This window comes from Psychrobacter sp. M9-54-1, assembly GCF_016613355.1.
GTDB lineage: Bacteria > Pseudomonadota > Gammaproteobacteria > Pseudomonadales > Moraxellaceae > Psychrobacter > Psychrobacter faecalis.
Window position 1 is genome coordinate 253,118 of the sequence record NZ_JADGFW010000006.1, and the last position, 16,233, is coordinate 269,350.

The 16,233-nt window shown below is 43.4% G+C and carries 10 protein-coding genes; 4 read left to right on the forward strand and 6 right to left on the reverse strand.

Features of this window, described 5'->3' with window-relative positions; translation table 11 throughout:
* Nucleotides 1-77: 77 nt before the first annotated feature.
* The gene (locus IQ457_RS04480) at nt 78-833 is read right to left on the reverse strand and encodes an SDR family oxidoreductase (protein ID WP_200662235.1); all 756 of its coding nucleotides are present in this window, start codon (nt 831-833) and stop codon (nt 78-80) included.
* 247 nt (nt 834-1,080) lie between these two features.
* Between IQ457_RS04480 and IQ457_RS04485 the strand changes: the two genes are divergently transcribed.
* A complete protein-coding gene (locus tag IQ457_RS04485) occupies nt 1,081-2,481 on the forward strand; it encodes a DUF2868 domain-containing protein (protein WP_200662236.1) in 1,401 nt (466 codons plus the stop codon).
* Nucleotides 2,482-2,676: 195 nt separating this feature from the next.
* Complete coding sequence (locus IQ457_RS04490; RefSeq protein WP_200662237.1) at nt 2,677-4,311, forward strand: GTPase/DUF3482 domain-containing protein; 1,635 nt, start codon at nt 2,677-2,679, stop codon at nt 4,309-4,311.
* Nucleotides 4,312-4,364: 53 nt separating this feature from the next.
* Here IQ457_RS04490 and IQ457_RS04495 read toward each other — a convergent pair whose 3' ends face one another.
* From IQ457_RS04495 to IQ457_RS04505, 3 genes are all read right to left on the reverse strand, one after another.
* Nucleotides 4,365-5,408: an ArsA family ATPase gene (locus IQ457_RS04495; protein WP_200662238.1), complete on the reverse strand. Its 1,044-nt coding sequence runs from the start codon at nt 5,406-5,408 to the stop codon at nt 4,365-4,367.
* A 70-nt stretch (nt 5,409-5,478) separates the two neighbouring features.
* Entirely contained in the window at nt 5,479-5,793 is a 315-nt protein-coding gene (locus IQ457_RS04500) for a cory-CC-star protein (RefSeq protein ID WP_207161689.1), read from the reverse strand.
* Between the two features lie 127 nt (nt 5,794-5,920).
* On the reverse strand, nt 5,921-7,600 hold the full coding sequence (locus tag IQ457_RS04505; RefSeq protein WP_068404748.1) for a carbon starvation CstA family protein: 1,680 nt from the start codon (nt 7,598-7,600) through the stop codon (nt 5,921-5,923).
* Nucleotides 7,601-7,949: 349 nt separating this feature from the next.
* Between IQ457_RS04505 and IQ457_RS04510 the strand changes: the two genes are divergently transcribed.
* Together IQ457_RS04510 and IQ457_RS04515 are read left to right on the forward strand one after the other, a co-directional pair.
* Complete coding sequence (locus IQ457_RS04510; RefSeq protein ID WP_200662239.1) at nt 7,950-8,618, forward strand: hypothetical protein; 669 nt, start codon at nt 7,950-7,952, stop codon at nt 8,616-8,618.
* A gap of 102 nt (nt 8,619-8,720) precedes the next feature.
* Nucleotides 8,721-9,284: a hypoxanthine-guanine phosphoribosyltransferase gene (locus tag IQ457_RS04515; RefSeq protein ID WP_200662240.1), complete on the forward strand. Its 564-nt coding sequence runs from the start codon at nt 8,721-8,723 to the stop codon at nt 9,282-9,284.
* Nucleotides 9,285-9,413: 129 nt separating this feature from the next.
* Here IQ457_RS04515 and recD read toward each other — a convergent pair whose 3' ends face one another.
* Nucleotides 9,414-11,648 (reverse strand): exodeoxyribonuclease V subunit alpha, encoded by a 2,235-nt coding sequence (recD, locus tag IQ457_RS04520; RefSeq protein WP_200662241.1) that lies wholly within the window; start codon nt 11,646-11,648, stop codon nt 9,414-9,416.
* A 45-nt stretch (nt 11,649-11,693) separates the two neighbouring features.
* Nucleotides 11,694-16,181 carry a UvrD-helicase domain-containing protein gene (locus IQ457_RS04525; RefSeq protein ID WP_200662242.1) on the reverse strand — a complete coding sequence of 1,496 codons (4,488 nt, stop codon included), beginning with the start codon at nt 16,179-16,181 and terminating at the stop codon, nt 11,694-11,696.
* Between the last annotated feature and the right edge of the window lie 52 nt (nt 16,182-16,233).

Sequence of the window (16,233 nt, forward strand, 5' to 3'; positions counted from 1 at the left end):
ATCTACAGCAGACATACTTAAAGTATGCTTTAGTAAGTTATACCCATGACTTATTTTTTATAATTAATAATCTACTATCACCAAGCTATCGACTCACCTGCCCAATCGACAAAACAACCAGATTGGGCGGAAGTCATCCTATCAAGTACTTCTAGTAAACACTGAGCGCTATAAGCTGGCGAGAACAGTTTTTCGTCAGCCACATTGCCCTGAAAAGGTGATAACAACTGGGTATCGACGGTGCCTGGTTGCATGACGACCACGCAAACATCCTTTAGCGACCGACTCCATTCAATGCTCAAATTTTTCATACCCATATTCAGTGCCGCTTTACTCATACGGTAGCTGTACCAACCGCCAAGCTCATTGTCACCGATACTACCAACCCGAGCCGATATGGTCGCAAAAATCGCCGGTGCGTTTGTACTGCGCTCAGCTTTAGCCAGTAGTGGCTTGATATGCTTGGCAATGAGCAAGCTGGCTAAGGCGTTAATCTGCATACTCTGCAAAAAGAAGTCCGTCTCCAGTTGTCGTAGTGCTTTTTCTGGTTGATTATGCGGCGTATGCAATAGCCCCACACAATTAATCGCCCAATCAATATGAGTGGTTTGCTGCTTAATATCAGCAATGGCTTGCTCGATACTTTTCTCATCGCTGACATCCATCGGTAACCAATACAAATTATCGGCTGCAAAGTTAGGCTGATTTGTATGATAAGTGGCAAATATTTTTCCACTGCTTTTATTATTAGCACTTAACTCTATCAGCTGTTTAACCATCGCTTTACCGATACCACCGGTGCCGCCAACGATGAAGTAGTTTTTTTGATTCATAAGGCATTCCTTATTGCTATTTTTATGATGTGCGACTACTAACTTGCATTCATTTTGGCGTATTTACTTTACATTTACTATGCTAAAACGCTAAGAATAATAGAAGTTATCGCTATTCTATATAGGCTACAATAATCACTGACGGGTAAATACTCGACATCTATCAGTTGAGATGTCTAAATACCGTTAACCTTTAATCTTAACCTTTTAAATTTAACCAACGCCTTTATACGGATGTCATCGCCCTATGCTATCGCCCCAAGACCAATTGACTGAGCTCGTACGAACGCTTGAGACGCAGCAGCATGTCTTTGCCACTGACCCGCTACTTATCACAGAAAAGCTGCAAGGCGAGGATGGGAAGCCCATTCAAAAGTTACATCGCCGCGCTTCGCGTATCGATAGTAACGGTGCACTGGCACGTGTACTTGGTAAAATTGATGGGCGCATCAAAGGTATTATGCTAGTTATGAGTGTGGTGTGGTGCATTTCGGGGTTTTTGGGGCTGTTTACCCTGCTGCAGACCAATGTGGTGAATTTCTTTTATGTGCTGGTCTGTCTGCTTGGGTTTCATACCATCATGCTGTTAGGCTGGCTAGTCATGACTTTGATTAATCAAGGTAAGCAGTCGTCAAATTGGTTTGCCAGTTTTGTGAGCCCAAGCTATCTGATACGCGGTAAGGACGATGTCACCAAAGCGGCGGTTGATTTGTACGAGCGTCAATTACAACATAGCGGTATGCGTTGGTATCTGGGGCGCTTTAGCCATCAATTGTGGCTCGCTACCTTGACTGGTATGCTGCTTGCGATCATATTTTTGTTGATTGTGCGTCAATATAGCTTTAGCTGGGAGTCGACATTACTCTCTGATCAGGCGCTGATCAGTTTGACTCAAATACTCGGCTGGTTACCAAGCAAGGTTGGATTTACCGTGCCTGACAGTGCTGCTATCGTACAGAGTCGTTTGGTGACGGATGCCATGCCCTTATCGATGGCGCGGCAATGGGCAGGCTTATTGGTCGGTAGTTTGCTGATGTACGGTATTGTACCAAGGGCGATTGCTTGGGCATTTTGCGCCTTGATGTTCCGCCGTAAAAAGATGCGCTTGGATATCAAGCAGCCGTATTATCAAAAGATTCTAAACTTTTGGCAGCGTCATGTGGTTGATGAAGATGATTTTAAGGCAGCGCCCGCTCCTGTCGCGCCAAAAGCGACAGTCAGTACTGGTAAAAAACTGGTTGCTTTACTTGAATACCCATCACAGCAGGATCATTGGTGGCAATCAGGACTGAATGCCGATATAAGTAGCCACAGTAATAACAGTAACATTAGCAATGTCGAGAACTTCGGTATTGTTGATGACCGTGATGATATGGATCGCTTAACGACTTATTTGGACAGCCATCCGGTTCAAGTATTATTAGGTATTCATAGTAAAGCGCTACCTGACCGAGGTACACTGCGTAAACTTGATCGTATTGCCGAACATGCCGCGGATGGCCTTATTGTACAACTGCTCAGTGATACCAGCGCTACTAACACCCACGAGCAAGAGCAAAGCCCAGAAAACCAAAGATCAGAAAATCAGGACGTTCGTTATCAGCAGTGGCAGACCGCCCTTGCCGCTCGAAAAATCGGCTTAGTTTAGCTTGGTGATATTCTCTCATACCGATACTCAATAATATGGTGGTGTTCTAAAAAGTATGCTGGCGATAAAAGCCAATAAGAAATCTATGCGAAGTTCTCTGATTCTATAGGGCTTTCAAGACTTCAAAAATTATTCAAATTTTAATCAGCATACTTTTTGACACACCACCAATAATATTAATAATAAGATTCTATTATGAATAATGACAATAATAATCAAAGCAACCATCAAGATAGTGCCAAAGCTGTCGGTCTCTTTGCTGATAAAGCCTATGAGCCAATACCTGCGCCAATATCCGAAATATCCGACTCAGAAACTGCAGACGAGCATACCGGCTTTAATAATAATGTCTCTAAAAAAACCATTGCCAGTGGCGAAGCGCTCAAATTAGCAGTCGTTGGTCATACCAATACAGGTAAAACGTCACTACTGCGCACGTTACTACGCGATGTTTATTTTGGGGAAGTGAAAAACGAAGCAGCAACCACCCGCCATGTCGAGCAAGCAAAATTGACCGACAGCCAAACGGGCGAAGTATTAGTGGTGCTTTATGACACACCGGGTTTAGAAGATGCTTCAGGATTAATGGATTGGCTAGAAGACAACACTGCCAGTCGCCGTGATGGTATTGAGCGCTTGCAGCAGTTTTTAGCAGCCGACATTGCTCAAGGCGTCGATGCGCTAACTAGCAATGGTAGCAATGAGGACTATAGCCAAGAAGCCAAAGTAATTCGGCAGCTGCTGGCAAGTGATATGGCTATTTATGTTGTCGATGCGCGTGAGCCGGTACTCGGTAAGTATAAAGATGAGCTGGCTATTTTATCTTGGGCGGCGATACCGGTTATGCCGGTATTTAACTTTACTGACAGTCAAGATGCCAATATCGACGCATGGCAGACGATGCTGGCAAGACGTAATTTGCACATCTCAACGCGCTTTGATTCCGTGGCTTTCGAATTTAAAGATGAGATGCGCTTATGGCAAAATCTTGCCATCATGCTCACCCATTCTGAGATGCTTAAGCAACTCATGGTACGCCGTACGGAGAACTGGGCACAGCTCTATGAGGAGGCCAATATCATCATTGCCGATTTTTTATTAAATGTTGCCTCCTTTGTGCGTGAAATTAGTGAAGATGACGATCCAATGCCTGTGCTTGCGCAAATGCAAGAAGCGGTCAGACAGAGTGAACGAGCAATGCAAAATAGCCTGCTTAACTTATATAAATTTTATGATAACGCCGTGGCCGCAACGCCACTTGAGTTACAAGCCTATCAGCAAGACCCTTTTGACCCTGAGCTGCTCAAAAGCTATGGTATTCGCACGACATCTGGTGCAGCAGCGGGCGCATTATTAGGTTTGGGCATTGATGCGGCGGCACTCGGCACCACGTTAGGTTTGGGCGCGGCCATCGGTGGTATCGCAGGCGGGCTATTATCCAATACCAGTAGTATCGCTGATAGAATCACTGGGGTAAAACGCTTATATATCGACCCTGCCACCCTAACCTTGCTCGCCACGCGAGCGATAGATTTACTCACCGCCCTGCGTCATCGTGGTCATGCGGCAACCGATGCCACCCAACTGATATATAGCGGCGCAAAAAATGATGCTGATATCTCAAATAACGACAATTTAAGTAACGACAATGAAACTAATGTCGTGACGCCATGGCCGCCACATAAATTACCCAGTGAGCTTAAAAAAGCTCGCGGCAAACCACAATGGTCATCACTTAGTAGCGGTAAATCTGAACAGGCTCAGCTACTGCGTGCAGATATGGCGTGGTCGCTGGCAAATAAATTACAGTTATATAAGCCTGAGCGTTAAGTATTAACGGTCGGTTTCTTTTATTTTTCAAACATATGGCTTACAAGCGACCTTTACGATGAGGGGCGTAATAGCATACTTAATGCTTCAGTACCGCGTACGTCTGTTTGCTGTAAATAAATCGGATACAGTGGATAATTGGAGAAACTGTTTTCAATATCCTGCAGCAATTGCTGTTGCCGCTCGGCACGAAGACGCCAAAATTCATCTGACTGCGTGGGTACTATCAGCTGATTGATGACTATCGCGGCTGGTGTGAGTTTACTTTCTTCCAATTGTTCGATAGCGCGTTTGGTTTCTGCCAGTGGTAGCACATCGGCAGTCATCACCAATACAATCGCTGTTTGGCTACGGTCATGAAGTAGTATCCCTGCTTGTCGAAACAGCTGTTTGCGTTTTTCTAGGACGGCTACCGCTTGCTCCCAGCGGTCAGATTTTTTTTGGGCAAACGGATTTGGCACATCTTTTTTATTGATGTCTTTTTGACTGCTCTTTTGATTGTGGCTATCTAAATGGTTCGCGACTGAGCGTAATTTTGCCTGTCGGCGCTGCTGCGCTAGCAGCCCATCTGTCCATGCGCCCATCATCTCTGGCAATACGAGTAAGCGCAACGTATGCCCAGTGGGCGCGGTATCAAATATGATATGTTCATACCTTTTATCAGAGTCAGCATCTGCAGCTGTGATTAAATGCTGGCATATAGATTCGAGCATGGCCGCTTCTTGTGCGCCAGGCGCTGACTTTGATAGACGCAGGTGCTCACGGATTTTGGGCATCATATCTGGATTGGCATAAGATTTAATGGTAGATTCAACTTGAGCAAAATGCGCATCGACGATGACATCGGGGTTTAACTCAATAGCATCAAGATACGGCGTGATGGCAGTTTTCTCGTTATTGAGCCGTACATGTAACACATCACCGAGGCTATGCGCTGGGTCGGTTGAAACAATCAAGGTCTTTTTTTGCTGGCTCGCATAATAGCTGGCAAGTGCCGCAGCGGTCGTGGTTTTACCGACACCGCCCTTGCCGCCAATAAAGATAATAGGCTGGGTCGATAGTTGGTCTACTAATCTGTGTAGTGGGTGTAATGCCATATTTTTATCTCAATTTGCCATCTCTGTTTTTAATCACATTATTAATAAATCTTTTATACTACATCGCAAACTAACAGCAACCAACGTGGTCAAAGGGGCATTTATCCAACCCCATGCGCGTATGCCATTCATGGAAATTTTCCAAAAATAACGGCTGCAACTCCAAGGTATAAAAGCTGGCAGGATTATCAATGCCTAGGCTCTCTGCAAACATCAGCAGCATAAAGAAATCTTCTTCATCACGCGCAGCGCGTGCCATCGTCTGGCGATAAGGCGCATGATAAAACTCATTGAGTCCTGCCGCAAAACGTTGCCACCATGGTGCTTTGTTTTTTACTTGGTTTGACGGGCTTTCTATTTGTTTTGGTATCGGGTTATCTTCCATGATTTATTCACCTCTGCTTATTTCTTATTACCTATCATCTCTATCATGCCTACCTCATACAAAAAACGCCAGCAATTGCTGCTAGCGTTTTTTTGATAAAAGTAAAAATGATAAGATTTAATCTCAATTACGAATCCGTTTTACCTTTATGCAATGTCCATTCTTTACGCAGCACAGATAGACTCTCGAACGTTACTAGAATCGTTGCGATCAAAATAATAATGTCCATAATAATCAGCAGCCAATTGCCCTCGGTAAAAAAGGTTTTTAGCTGAATCAATAAGGCAAAAATGGTCATAACTAGCAAAAATGACAAAGGTGCTAAGGTGTACCAAACCGCTCTGCCTTTACGTAATAAAATAACCGTGACAATCATAAGGGTTAATGCTGCCATGAGCTGATTGGTGGTACCAAATAGTGGCCAAATAATCATGCCACCTGCACCATCAATACCACCGGCGCCAAATGCTAATAATAGACAGCTACCGACGGCAAGGAAAGTAGCCACGACACTTTTACTTAGCACTGGAATGTTATAAAACTCACCAAACTCTTGGAATATATAACGTTGTAAGCGGACACCCGTATCCATCGTGGTGCCAGCGAATAATGCTGCCATAACAGTGAGCATTGTTTGAGAAAGCACCATATCGATACCAACACCTGCATTTAAGATGGTCGCACCACCATCAATAAAAGCACCGATAGAGCCGTCGCCAAATTTTTGATAAACCGCTTGCCAATCACCGAGTGTCGCAAAACCTGCGGTGGCCGCAAGAATGGCGCCCAGTGCGAGCATACCTTCACCCATAGCGCCAAAATAACCAACAAAACGTACATCGCCTTCTTTATCAATCTGTTTAGAAGTCGTTCCGGTCGCCACCAAACCATGGAATCCTGAGATAGCGCCGCAAGCAATAGTGACGAATAACAATGGCATTAATGACGGCGTGCCGATGGGTAAATCATGATTAATCGCTGGCGCGACAATGTTTGGTGTCGCAATAAATACGGCTGCATACAATAAAATCAAACCAACAAATAATTGTAACCCATTAATATAATCGCGCGGTTGCAGCAGCATCCATACTGGTAATAATGAGGCAATCGCCGCATAGGCGAATAAGATAATAATCCATACGGCGTTATCCGGTAGCCCCATAAAAGTCTCTGGTAACACGACTGGGAACATAGGGCCAAGATAAATAAGTCCATATAGAGCGACAACGCCAATAATGGATACCCAAACCAGATTCATCTTATAGCGATAGATACATTGACCGATGATGAAGGCCACGACCAAGGCGCCCCAGACAGGTAACACAGAAGATGGGGTCTTAATCATCATATTGGCAATAGCGACGCCAAATACTGCGTTTACCATTAATAATAATAAGAAAATAACTACCATCATTAAGCTACGTACACGTGTGCCCATGACGGTACCAGCAATCGAGCCAATAGACTGACCCTTATTGCGCATACTGGCCCAAATGGCTGACATATCATGGACGCCTGCCATAAAAATGGTCCCTAAAACCACCCAAATAATGGCCGGCACCCAGCCCCAAATAACCGCAATTGCAGGACCGATAATCGGCGCCGCCCCTGCAACCGAGGTAAAATGATGCCCCCACAATACATATTTATTGGTGGGGATATAATCTACCCCATCTTTCATCGTATGGGCTGGCGTGGGACGACTGTCATCCAAGGCCAAAATCTTAGTGGCGATAAATTTTGAGTAAAACAGATAACCGCAAAGCATTGCGGCCACACCAACCAACAGTACAATAGCACTATTCATCTTATCTCTCCCTAGACAAGTATTAGATAGCCTTACAAGTTCAAGCTTTTTAAATCAAAATCTTAAAAATATGCTAGATTAGTGAGCAGTGAAAGACTCGGCTCACTGTTCTTCAAGAAACAGTTGCTAAGAAAACAGCTATCAATGAGATAACAGCATATCTTCTTGTGATTACTGGCTAATAAAGCATAGTATTTTAAGGTCAAAACGCTTGACCAATTAGCCATGAAGTATGGTGGTGAGTCTTTACTTCTTGTGTGACTTAGCATTCTATGCCTTAAATAGTAACTCATTTGGCAGTAATTGTAACGTTGGTGAAACATTAAAAACGATAAATACAGGAGTTAGAATGGCCCATTATTTTGGATTTATACCGTCAGATGAATTAAAAGCGCTGATTATTGAGGCAGAGCAAATCGTTGAATCAAACGTAAAAACAGATTATTACCCCTATCGTGATGCCTTAACCCACCAAACAGCGCGTGACCTCACCGATAAATTATTGGTTGGACTGGTAGATATTATTCCAAATCCTGAGCGCCAAGCCGCCATGCGTAAAGTGGTCGGCACGGTCGAAAAAGCAACTGACACGCTGCTTAACATTCTATTGGGTAAAGAGAATAACGAAGAAGTGTTGCCGAGTTTTCATTTTTTACGTGATAAAGCGACCTTTATCGATAACGAAGGTGAAAAGCGTATCGGCTTTAAATTGTCAGATGCTGACGCCAAAATCATTGATGCTGGTTTTGCAGCGGTTACTCCTGAACACGTAGATATGAAAACGTTTAAAACGGCACTTGAAACGATGAATGAAGAAACGTTAACGCATTTCATTAGTCGCTATGCGGAAACGTTGAAGCTTGGCATGATTAAGCGCAAATCTGTGCCAGTTGCCAAAGCAGCTATTGATAAAGGAATGACCATGGCACTAAATAAATTACTGCCTGATCTACCTGATGCATCATTGAATCGTTTGGCCAATTATTATCGACCATTTATCGTAAAAAAACCTGAATAGCGGTTGTATTAGCAACTATTATGTTTTTATTAAAACGGTAGTGTTGGGCAAATTTGCTAAAATTTGCTAAAATAGGCGGCACTTTTATCAAAGGCGCAACTCATGACCCAAATTAACAACCAAGAAATTGAAAAAACCCTGCGCAACTCAGAGTGCCTGATCAGCAGTATCGAAGTAGCCGCTGCTTATGAGCGCTTGGCCGCCCAGCTCAATCTACATTATGCCGGTTTAAACCCAATCGTGATGGTCGTTATGAACGGCGGACTTATCCCAGCCGGTCAGCTATTGACTCATTTAACCTTTTACCATCGCATGCATTATATCCATGCATCACGCTATCGTGATAATGCGGGTACCAATGAGCTTGATTGGAAATTTAAGCCTGACGTAAGTATCGAAGGCGAACACGTTTTATTAATCGATGATATTTTTGACGAAGGTATTACTTTAAAAGCCATCGTTGAAGAATTAGGTAAAGAAAGACCCCTATCGATTGAATGTTGCGTATTGCTCAATAAGGAACACGATCGCAAGGTTGCAGACTTTGATGTTGATTTTGTTGGTATCAACGTTGCAGATCGTTATGTTTACGGCTGTGGTATGGATTTTCATGGTTACTTGCGTCATCTGCCTGGTATCTACGCTATTAAAGAAGACAAAATCTAACTATAGAGTTTTATATATAAATAAAAAAGCATCCGACTGGATGCTTTTTTTACGCTCGTTTTTTTGTTCTCTTGCAAGTTATCTTCTCATAACCCTAAACACCTAATCTTGTAAGATAAGGTCACTCACCTACTCTAGCAATTTTCCAAACTGTAAGCTCAGTCCGGTTTGGCGTAGCGTTGGCGTCGATAATGCCGAGGTCATTGCCGAAGCAGTACTAAAAATAGAGACTTGTTTTTTGGCACGGGTGACCGCGGTATAAATCAACTCTTGGCTTAACAAGCGGGCATTATTGTCATCGAAGCTAATCGCTACATGGTCAAATTCTGACCCTTGTGATTTATGAATGGTCATCGCGTACGCAGTCGCAATCATCTCATCACTCAGCATATTAATATTGACACCATGCTTTTTATTTTCAAAAAATACCTGTAGCCGCCCCTGCTCTATTTGCAGGCAGATACCGATATCACCGTTAAAGAGCCCTAGTTCATAGTTGTTTTGCAATACCATGACTGGACGACCGTGATACCAAGGCGATTTGGAAAGTGGCAGTTTTAATTGCGTCTTATGCTGCTCGCTTAGATAATTATTGATGTAATGGTCACCGCAGCGGCCATGATGTCCAGCGGTTAAAACTCGAAAATGATTGAGTAGCTCTATGTGCTTATTAAAGTCAGCAAAATACTCTTTAGTTGGTATGGATTTCGCTTTTTTGATTTTGGCTAATGTTTCTTGAGTTTGATTAAAGTATTTAAGGTAATTGTTAGATAGTATTTTTAAAAACTCATGATTGCTTAGGCTATTTTTTATCTTATTATTTGTAGTATTGCTGTCAGGTGCTTGAGTAACATTCGCTGTCAGATGATAAAAACTTAATGCTTCGTCTTTTTCAAACAGTTGCCAGATAGCGTTCATATTTTGCGCTTGGGTCTGAGCTTTATCTGTTTGATTTATCAGTTTAGCAAGCTTGCCAATACCTGAGTCTTCTTTGAAACGACGACTGGCGATTAAACGTTGGTGCACGTCTTGTAGCACTGGTATACGGCATAAGTCTGCCAATACTGCTCCTGCATCGACCGCTGCGAGCTGATTGGCATCACCAAGTAATATCAGCCGCGCATTGGGCTTTATGGCGCTCACTAGATGATTGGCAAGCTCTACCCCAAGCATCGACGCTTCATCGATGATGACGATGTCTTCGCTGAGTGGATTGTTCTTATGGTAACGTGGGCGACCGCCCTGCCCGATACCGAGCAGGCGATGGATGGTCTTTGCTTCTGGCAGCTGTAAAGCAACGCCCGCTTGCTGTATGGCGTCCTGTAGCGACTCCTGCATACGCTGAGCGGCCTTCCCTGTCGGCGCTGCTAGTGCTAAATTGGCCTGCGAGTTACTGCCTTGCTCGTCTGTCATCTGCTCTTGTTGCAAAGCCATGACCAACTGTGCAACGGTAAAGGTCTTCCCCGTCCCTGGCCCACCAGTGATGATGCTAAATGCCGAACGATTTGCCATATGAATGGCGCCTTGTTGTTCATCATTCAGCAAGGGGTTCGGTGTAATCGGTAGTTCTATGAGGCTTTGATTTTTAATACGCAGCACGTGCTTTGCCAAAGCGTACTCCGCCTGCCAAGTGCGATGCAGCCATAAGGTGATTTTTATAGATTGATTGGCTGCGTTTTTGTGTGCGCCTTCGTTTATTTGGAAGACAATTGGTCTTGAAATATCGGATTTGTCTCTTGTACTGTTATTAAAAAGTGGGTGTTTGTTTAATAGTTCACTAAATTTACTTAGGCTATTTCCTACTGGATCAGTCGTATTGGATATATCTTTTAGTAAGTGATAAAGTTTCACGCAAGCTTTGCGGCGCTGCTCTGATACACGCTTGTCATAGGCCGCCAGTGTAGATTGACGCATTACTGTTTCCCACAATAACTCATCTTCTAACAACGCTGCCGCCGTTATGTCTGCCATATTGGTACTGGAAAATGCTGAAAAAAGTGGTTGCATTAAAGGTTGTAGCAATTGATGTTGCCAAGCAAATAACTCTTTGTCGTCATCAAACAAATTGACGCTAGCTCCATGATTAGACGCCTCAAGCTCTAATACGGTATGCCCTTCTTCCAATCGCTGCACCAGTAATTCAAACATCACCTCAAACAACCAATCTTCATTGTTTTCAGTCCCATTTGAGCTACTCATGAGCAATTGATTTTGATAAGAAGTCTGAGTTTGTGCGCGGCGCTGTAATAAATACTGGCCAATCGTCGTCGCCCAACTATTGCCAACGTCATCTACAACATTTTGAGCGCTGTTGGTTACTTTTGCTGACTTACTCACGTTATTTATACTTTGCACATTACTCATTATTGATCCGTTTTTATCATTATTTTAAGTTTATTGATTTAAAAATTACAAAGCGCTAGGGCTACCAAACATCTCATCCAATGCTTTAACCAGCTCAAACGGTATTTGCCACTGGATTCGTCCATAGTTTTGCGTACCTTTTGAGTCGATACCTCGCAAGAATACATACTCTACAGCGCCTAAATACTGTGCTTCATTACTGACGTAACCTTTTAAACGCAAACGTAAAAATCGATGTAATGCCACTTGATAAATAGCCGCCTGTAACCAGTAGCCAGCTTTATTCATAGCCGCGTTTAGGCTTTCGTTATTATAACTACTTAGGCTATTTCCTAAATAGTTGCTTTTATAATCCACCACGTAGTACTTGCCAGCGCACTCATAGACAAGATCAATCTCACCGCGTAAGTACCGATAAATATGGCTAGAAAATTGTGGCGTAAGCTCAATGTGTTTTTCAGGCTCATCCGGTAAATACTGCGTAAAAATATGATTGATACGCTCAGGGGTAAAATCTTCTGACAGTCCCATATTAAAACCAAGCTCAGCAATACGTTGCCTAGTCGGTATGGCTTGTAGCGGTTGACCTGAAGCCAACAATGGAGCGGCCAATACATCGGCCACCCAAGCTATCAGCTCTTCATGGGCGTCACCTAACTGAGCGGTCGCCGCTAAATTTATACTTTCATCTGTCTCTATAGGCACGGCTGTATTTTGTTGCAATCGCTGCTGCGTCGTAACGCTAGCATAGCTAATCGGCAGTTGATACTGACGAAGACTTTGGTCAATAATAACCGACCATTTGCTATTATCGGTAAAATCTATCTTTTCAAAAATCTCGTGCAAGAACGTACCGGCATTCGCGCCCTTCACAAAACGAAAGCGAATATTGTCGCTAGTAATAGGGTCAGCACCAATCTCGCTATCGTTGAGCAAATCCTCTCGAAGCTGGTTGTTCTCTACAGAGTTAGTTAGATTAATACTGTCAGTCAGATCCAACTCATCTTCTACCCCATCATTGAACACTGCTAACGCTTGGCTTTGTTCATTCAACTGACGCGATAACGCGGTAAAGCTGGTCTTCGCCCAACCTTTAAAGGTGTTAAGTTGTATCTGCGCATAAGCGCTTTGGTAATCGATACGCTGTGCTGTCTGTAACTCAGATGATGAGTCCTCAAGAGGATTAGTATTTTGAGGCGTTTTATTGGTCTGAAGAATCGTTTCAGCGATGGGCGCAATCGCTACGTATTCTAGCCAGCCAATATAAGGTTGTAGTCTATCTGGTAGTACAAAATTATGGTCCTCACAGCTTAGCCATTGCAGACTTGGCTTACGCTCAGCATCGGTTTTATTATAAGCATCACCAAACACCATATATAACTGTTCACTGGCACGGGTAAAGGCCACGTAAGCCAGTCGCCTAAGCTCCTCATAGTTTTCTATGGTTTCGAACTGGGCATAATAATCTGTTGGCTTTTCACCTTTAGCAGATTTACTATAGCGCTTGCCTTTACTGGCAGACAGACGGCGTTCTGTTTTATTGTTTTCTATATCAGAATCGTATAGAAATAAATTATGGTAACTGCGCCCGCCCGCTTTAGGGCTCGCGCCATCCATACCGACGACGTAGACAATCGGGAATTCAAGGCCTTTAGACTTATGAATGGTCATAAGCTGTACCCCTGACTCTGTCGGCAACGGCTGCTGCTGCGCCCATTCCGGTGTACGGCTACTATTCATATTTTTCTTGTACCATGCCAGTAGCTCATGCTCACCGATATGCATGCCGTGCTGCGCTAAAATATCAAGCAGATGTCGTAAATCCATTAAGTAACGCGCGCCGTCTTCTAAGTCAGCAAGACCGACCCATATATTTTGGCTCTGCACTTGTCTATCAGTTTGTCCATCAGATAGCACGCTCTTGGCGCTCACCATAGGGTTTCGAGCAAACAAATAGTGCAATGCTGATAAAATACCATTGTGCTGCCAATGCGAGGCAGCAGTCTTTAAATACAACTGGAAATCTTGATAGCGCTGTTTTAACTTGACTTGCGCAGAATCTATTTTTCTATGCATTTGGTCAGTATCAGTCTCGCTTTCATCTTCATCGAGCATCAACGCTTGCACATCATTGAGGCTCATCTGATAAAAATTACTGGTCAATACCCGATTAATGATGTCACGGCGATGGGGGCGCAACATCGCTTCTAACAAAGCCGCCAAATCAGCAGCGATAGGCGTATCAAAGACATTTTTTTCAGCGGTTTCTAGCGTTGGAACGCCAAGTTTACTGAGCATATCTTCCACTTGCTTAAGCTCATGTTTACGGCGACCGAGCACGCCAATATCGCTGGGCTTAATAGGTCGCCCTTCTAGTGTTTGCTCGCTTGCCAGCAATGCTGCAATATGTAGCGCGGTGAGCTCACAAGCGTTGTGCTTGGCCTGTTTGTCATAAGGCAGATGAATGACACTGACAGGGCTATCTGATAGCAAATTTTGCACAGATGCTTCTTGTTTTTGCTCTAGCGCCATTTGCCATGACAGGCGCAAATCTTTGTTGGCAGCAGTGATATATTGATAATAGATACTTTTACCCAACTGCGCGAGTTGACTGGCTTTATCAGAAACGGCCTTACCAGAAGTAGCATCTTGTAAGTCTGCAACAGGAGTCGGTCTGCCAAACCAGTGGTTAAGCGCGGTAATCAAGCGCTCATTAGAGCGACGATTGACATCCAAGCTCATAACTCTATCTTTAGCAAACTTTGCCTTCATGGCGTTATAGTTGGCAACGTCACCGCCACGGAAGCCATAAATCGCTTGCTTTGGATCGCCAACGAGCAAGAGAAAACCGCGACCGCCGCTCTGGCTCGCACTATCATTACTCTTAGATAAATAAATACGCTCAATCATGCGCGCTTGTTCACCATTGATATCTTGCGACTCATCAATCAGCGCTACTGGATAATGGTGACGAATATAACGTGCTAAGCGTTCGCCCTGCCTCCCTGATAGCGCTTGGTTTAAGCGCACCATTTGTAGAGCAAACGTAGTCTCGCGGCGCGTTTCTAATATAGGGGGTAGTTTTTGCCGAACTTTTAATGCAATGTCACGGTTAAGGTTTTCTATAAGGGCGTCGAGATATAGTTCAATCTGTTCAGTGTAACTGCGTAGTGACGCTAATAATTGAATACCTTCAAAATTTGCAAGTATTTGACGCTGTTCATCAAACTTCTTTTTAAAAAGATTACCGCCATCTTCTTCGCTAATAAAAAGACTAGATACCAAACCATAAAAACTCTCAGAATCAGCATCTAAATTTGCGAAAAAAGCACCCTCATATTGATGAACCAATTTTTGAATAGTCGCAATAGCGTATATGGTCTTACCAAATTTACCGCCTTTTTTTAGCCCTTTTTCAATACCGAACTCTATATCGAAATACGGCTCAATATCCTTTAAATCGCAATTTTTAAAAGTATCTAACGCTTGCTGATAAGCGGCAAAGTCTATTTCTTCACCCATCTCAACCGCTTCAATTGGTGTCGAAATAAACTGCATGGATTTTTGCGCGACGCCAATATGATCAGCAGGCGCTGTCAAACGCTTAGTATGCTGCAATAATTGATAAATCTCAGGCTTTTGATTGTACAAATAGCTGTGATGCGCGCGTACGGTATCATGAATGATACTTTCGATGACTATCTGCTCTTGATCGCTAATTTGGATGCCTTGCTGATGACCAGTCTCAGCACTATATTCAGACAGCCATTTTTGTGACAAGCTATCTAAAGTACCGACAAACAGCTTATCTAGCGTCGTTAGCACCAACGCACAACGTCTTATGGCATCCGCTAATGGATAATCTTCGGTATGGTCCAAGAGATACGTTAATAAATAAAGATTGATAGGATCTGATAACAAATCGGCATTGCCAGACAGTTTTGCTTTTTCTGCTAGCCATTCTTTACGCGTCTGTCGTTGCTCAGCGCTTACTTTTTTATCCGACTGCTCATTTTCTGAGATAAAACCATCTCGCACTGCCGTATTTTTTTTATTAATATCAACAAGCTGCGGGTAAAGAATAGCATGCGTGTTTGAGTTTACTTGCAGGTTATTCAGCCATTGCAATAACTGATAAAAATCAACCAAACGATCATGGATACGTTGGCGCATCTCCGCAGCTGCAGCGCGAGTAAAAGTGGTGGCAATAATATGCTCAGGCGCACGTTTGGCTTCGATAAGCAGGCGCAATACAATTCCGGTCAAAGTCCAAGTCTTACCCGTGCCCGCCGACGCTTCTATCAGATACTGACCGTTTAATTTGATACGAATCGCAGGTGGCTCTTCTGACTTATCAGCGTTATCAGCGCTACTATTAAGCAGATTCTTAGTTAAATTGTCGGGGCTGGTATGGCTATCATCGTTGTTATTATTATTAATAATATAATTCCCACCACTATAGGTATGACTGTAGGTATGGCCGACATTCTCTAAGCCATGAGCAGTATGGTTAGCGTTGTTATATTGATCCATAAAAAATCACTTGTTCAAAATCGTACTATTAACATCATTATTATTTACTGTT

What these genes read in the sequence shown, in the direction of transcription:
- IQ457_RS04480 (WP_200662235.1), bottom strand. Translation starts at nt 833, where the DNA reads ATGAATCAAAAAAACTACTTCATCGTTGGCGGCACCGGTGGTATCGGT.
- IQ457_RS04485 (WP_200662236.1), top strand. Translation starts at nt 1,081, where the DNA reads ATGCTATCGCCCCAAGACCAATTGACTGAGCTCGTACGAACGCTTGAG.
- IQ457_RS04490 (WP_200662237.1), top strand. Translation starts at nt 2,677, where the DNA reads ATGAATAATGACAATAATAATCAAAGCAACCATCAAGATAGTGCCAAA.
- IQ457_RS04495 (WP_200662238.1), bottom strand. Translation starts at nt 5,408, where the DNA reads ATGGCATTACACCCACTACACAGATTAGTAGACCAACTATCGACCCAG.
- IQ457_RS04500 (WP_207161689.1), bottom strand. Translation starts at nt 5,793, where the DNA reads ATGGAAGATAACCCGATACCAAAACAAATAGAAAGCCCGTCAAACCAA.
- IQ457_RS04505 (WP_068404748.1), bottom strand. Translation starts at nt 7,600, where the DNA reads ATGAATAGTGCTATTGTACTGTTGGTTGGTGTGGCCGCAATGCTTTGC.
- IQ457_RS04510 (WP_200662239.1), top strand. Translation starts at nt 7,950, where the DNA reads ATGGCCCATTATTTTGGATTTATACCGTCAGATGAATTAAAAGCGCTG.
- IQ457_RS04515 (WP_200662240.1), top strand. Translation starts at nt 8,721, where the DNA reads ATGACCCAAATTAACAACCAAGAAATTGAAAAAACCCTGCGCAACTCA.
- recD (WP_200662241.1), bottom strand. Translation starts at nt 11,648, where the DNA reads ATGAGTAATGTGCAAAGTATAAATAACGTGAGTAAGTCAGCAAAAGTA.
- IQ457_RS04525 (WP_200662242.1), bottom strand. Translation starts at nt 16,181, where the DNA reads ATGGATCAATATAACAACGCTAACCATACTGCTCATGGCTTAGAGAAT.